Origin of the sequence: Synechococcus sp. R6-7, from assembly GCF_047461695.1 — a bacterium.
In the GTDB taxonomy this organism is placed as follows: domain Bacteria; phylum Cyanobacteriota; class Cyanobacteriia; order Thermostichales; family Thermostichaceae; genus Thermostichus.
Window position 1 is genome coordinate 1 of sequence record NZ_JANSHS010000117.1, and the last position, 2,427, is coordinate 2,427.

The 2,427-nt window shown below is 60.2% G+C and carries 2 protein-coding genes; both read left to right on the top strand.

Annotation, left to right across the window (positions count from 1 at the left end; all coding sequences use genetic code 11):
- Nucleotides 1-225: 225 nt before the first annotated feature.
- Nucleotides 226-570: a hypothetical protein gene (locus tag NW815_RS04160; protein ID WP_011432412.1), complete on the top strand. Its 345-nt coding sequence runs from the start codon at nucleotides 226-228 to the stop codon at nucleotides 568-570.
- 187 nt (nucleotides 571-757) lie between these two features.
- Nucleotides 758-2,427: BamA/TamA family outer membrane protein (locus tag NW815_RS04165; protein WP_414415742.1), on the top strand; the 1,670-nt coding region annotated here is incomplete at its 3' end.

A 2,427-nucleotide genomic window follows, 5' to 3' on the forward strand; every position in this document is an offset into this window, starting at 1 on the left:
TCAGGAGAGTTCAGCGTGAATGTATCAGCTCCATCAAGACAATCCAGACGAGCAAGACGGGCCTGCACAGAGTACCCTCTGCAGGCTTTTTTGTGGGCCTGGGCCGCGCGGCTGTACGTCCCCAGCAGGGATCCCTCCCCATCACGTAGCTTTTTTTGCGGCAACTCAGCGGAGGGCAAAGCAGGCTAAAGTGTCGGCATCCTGGCGTCTTGTGGAGAATCCTCGATGTTGTCCACCCAACTCCTCCTCCCCGGAGTGGCAGCTCTGCTCGGCTTCGGGTTTGCTCCAGCCGTCCTGGCTCAGACTTCCCACACCCAGCAGATGGCGATCCTGAACGGCAACGCCACCACCCTGCAAAGCAACGTCCTGCAAAACACCGTCCTGATCCTGCCCAACGTTCCCCCACAACAGTACGCCGACAGTTGGGGCTGGAGGAGCAGCCGCTCTTTGCCTCCCACTCCTGCTCCCATCACCGTCGTCATCCTCAACTCCCAAGTCAACCTAGCTGCCGAGGAAGTCGAGCCGAGGTCTTGCGGCCAGCGCTGTAGGGGATCCCTGCGCCTGCCTTGAGAGGGAGAAGCTGCTTTTTGCACTCCAGACTGCCCAAGTCCGCAATCCGGTTCGCGGCCACGCTCGGATCTGGGTGGATGGGGATTGATATAATCCAGGGCAATTGTCCGCTGCTGGGCGGCAGAGGGTTTTAACGCAAGCTTGGCCCGGCTCTGCAATCTTGCTTTTTGGTGTGCGAGGGATCCCCATGAATCGTTCCAGGCAACTTCGCCCTTGGCTAACTTCAGCGCTCACCCGCGGGATGGTGCTCTGCACCGCTTTTGCGTTTGCTGAAGCGTCCCGTAGCGCTCTGCTGATGGGATCCCCGGCTTGGGCGCAATCGGTTCCTCAGCCCGGCACCCTCGACCTGCGCACCGGTGGCGACACCCCCGCCCAGCCCTCCCCCACCCCACCCCCCACTGCCGGCGAGCCAGAAGTGTTGGTAGCGGAGGTAGTGGTTGAGGGCACTGAAGATCCGGAGCTGATCAACCGGGTTTACAGCGTCATCCGCACCCGCGCCGGCGAGGTTTCCACCCGATCCCAGTTGCGGGAAGACATCAATGCCGTGTTTGCCACCGGATTGTTTGCCGATGTGCGGGCAGTGCCTTCCGATACGCCTTTGGGGGTGCGGGTCACCTTTGAGGTCAAGCCCAACCCAATCCTGAAAGCCGTGCGCACGGAAGGGGCGAAAGTTCTGGATCCGGAAGTGCTGCGGGCCGCCTTTGCCGACCAGGAAGGGCGGGTGCTCAACTTCGGCGAGCTGCAACTGGCTGTGGCCGAGATCGAGCAGTGGTACGCCGATAAGGGCTACGTGCTGGCCAAAGTGACGGATGTGCGCTCCTCTGAAGACGGCACCATCACCCTGGAAATCGCCGAAGGGGTGATCGAGGATATTCGCGTTCAGGGCAACACCAAAACCCGCGACTTCATCATCACCCGCGAGTTGAAGTCCAAGCCGGGGGATGTGTTTAACCGCAACCAAATCCAGGAAGACCTGCAGGCGGTTTTTAATCTCAACCTGTTTCAAGATGTGAATGTGGGGCTCAACCCCGGCCAGGATCCCGACAAGGTGGTGGTGGTGGTGAACGTGGAAGAACGTCGCACCGGTACCTTGGGCGGCACCATCGGCGTTAGCTCGGCCACAGGGGTCTTCGCCGGCCTCAACGTCTCCGAACAAAACTTGGGCGGCAACAACCAAAGTGCCAGCTTCAACGTGCAGGTGGGCACCAACGAAACCCTCTTCGACTTAAACTTCACCGACCCGCGGATTGCCACGCTGGACATTCCCACCTCCTACAACGTCAACATCTCCAACCAGCAGAGCTCCAGCTTTGTCTTTAATGAGGGATTCACCCTGCCCAATGGGGATCCCGTGCGCATCAACCGTCTTGGTGGCGGGGTGACTTTCTCTCGCCCGATTGGGGGCAATTGGCGGGCCAGCTTGGGCACCCGCATCCAATTTGTAGAAGCTCGCAACAGCAACGGGGAGCAGCAGCGCTTCGATGTGCTGGGCAACCCGATTACCTTCAGCGAGAGCGGCCAAGACAGCTACACCACCTTGCGGTTTGGCCTCGTCAACGACGCCCGCGACAACCCTAACAGCCCCAGCCAGGGCTCGGTCTTTCGCATCTCCACAGAACAGTCGGTACGTCTGTTTCAAAATGGCTTGAATGCCAACCGCCTCGAGGCCGGCTACAGCCAGTTCATTCCCGTCAACCTGTTTGAAACCCGCAGCGAGCGACCGCAGGTATTGGCCTTTGATGTGCGAGCAGGCACGACCATCGGCGACTTGGCTCCCTACGATGCTTTTGCCATTGGTGGCGGCAACTCGGTGCGGGGCTTTTTCGAGGGGGGTATCGGTTCCGGTCGCAGCTTTGC